General features: G+C 74.2%; 1 protein-coding gene and 1 pseudogene. One reads left to right on the forward strand and one right to left on the reverse strand.

The window, feature by feature from the left end:
- Positions 1–358: GDP-mannose 4,6-dehydratase (locus tag ACZ5CR_RS46205; RefSeq protein WP_468869987.1), on the forward strand; the 358-nt coding region annotated here is incomplete at its 5' end.
- 631 nt (positions 359–989) lie between these two features.
- Here ACZ5CR_RS46205 and ACZ5CR_RS46210 read toward each other — a convergent pair.
- Positions 990–1,198: pseudogene (locus ACZ5CR_RS46210) on the reverse strand (TetR family transcriptional regulator); the annotation flags it as partial.

Consider the following 1,198-nt stretch of genomic DNA (forward strand, 5'->3'; position numbering starts at 1 on the left):
CACGCCCACGCGGGACTTCACGTACGTGACGGACACCGCGCGGGGCTTCATGGCGCTCGCGGAGTGCGAGGCGGCCGTGGGCCACGCGGTGAATCTCGGGGTGGGCCAGGAGATTTCGATCGGCGACCTGGCGAAGGCGCTGATCGAGGCGTCCGGCCGTGAGGCGAAGGTGGTCGTCGACCCGTCCCGCCTGCGCCCCTCGGGCAGCGAGGTGCAGCGGCTCCTCTCTGACAACTCCCGGGCGAGGGAGTGGGCGGGCTGGACTCCGGAGGTCTCCTTGTCGGAGGGCCTGAAGCGGACGTCGGAGTGGGTCGCCGAGAACCTCCGCCTCTTCGCGGCGGACCGCTACCAGGTCTGAGCGGTCGCCTGGGGCGGCCTGAACGTCCCTCCACCCCGCCGCTCCCCGGCGGACGCCTCCCGGGCTGAGGGCACGCGCAACGAGCCCCACTTCCCGCCCGCTCCGCGGCGGACGCTGCCCCCCCGATTGCCCCGGGGCACGCGCAACGAGCCCCGCTTCCCGCCCGCTTCGCGGCGGACGTCTCCCTCCCGCCCGCCCGATTGCCCGGGGCACGTGGTGCGCGTCTCTGGCCGACTGCTCCGCTGTGGGCTTCAGTTCGCCGCTTCGCGGCGGTCTTTCCCACCCGCCCACCCGATTACCCGGCGGTGTGGCTGCAGGGGTGATCCACTCCAGCTGTGCGCGTTGGCCGTGTGCTGCGGGGTGAACGGGTGGGTGGGCGGGGAGAATCCGTCGCGGAGCGGCGGGACAGGGTGTGGCGGCCATTGGCTGATGTGTGGGTCCGCGCTAGCCGTGTGCTGCGGGGTGAACGGGTGGGTGGGCGGGAGAGATCCGCCGCGAAGCGGCGGCCCAGGGTCTGTTGGAGCCGCAGCCGCAGCCGCAGCCGCAGCCGCAGCCGCAGCCGCAGCCGCAGCCGCAGCCGCAGCCGCAGCCGCAGCCGCAGCCGCAGGCAAGCTGCCCGGCAGGGGTGATGTCAGAGGCCGGTGAGGGTCTCAGGACCGGCCGCAGCCGCCGCCAACCCCCCCAGCAAGAGCAACGTAAAGCGGCGGGCCCAGTCCTCGTCGACCGGTTCCGCGCTGACCAGGGCGCGGTGGACCACCGCGCCTGCGATCACGTCGAAGATGAGGTCGGCGGTCCGCCCGGCGGCGGCGGGGTCGGGCTCCGGCGGGAGTTCCCCCCGCT

This window comes from Streptomyces sp. NPDC031274, assembly GCF_055570235.1.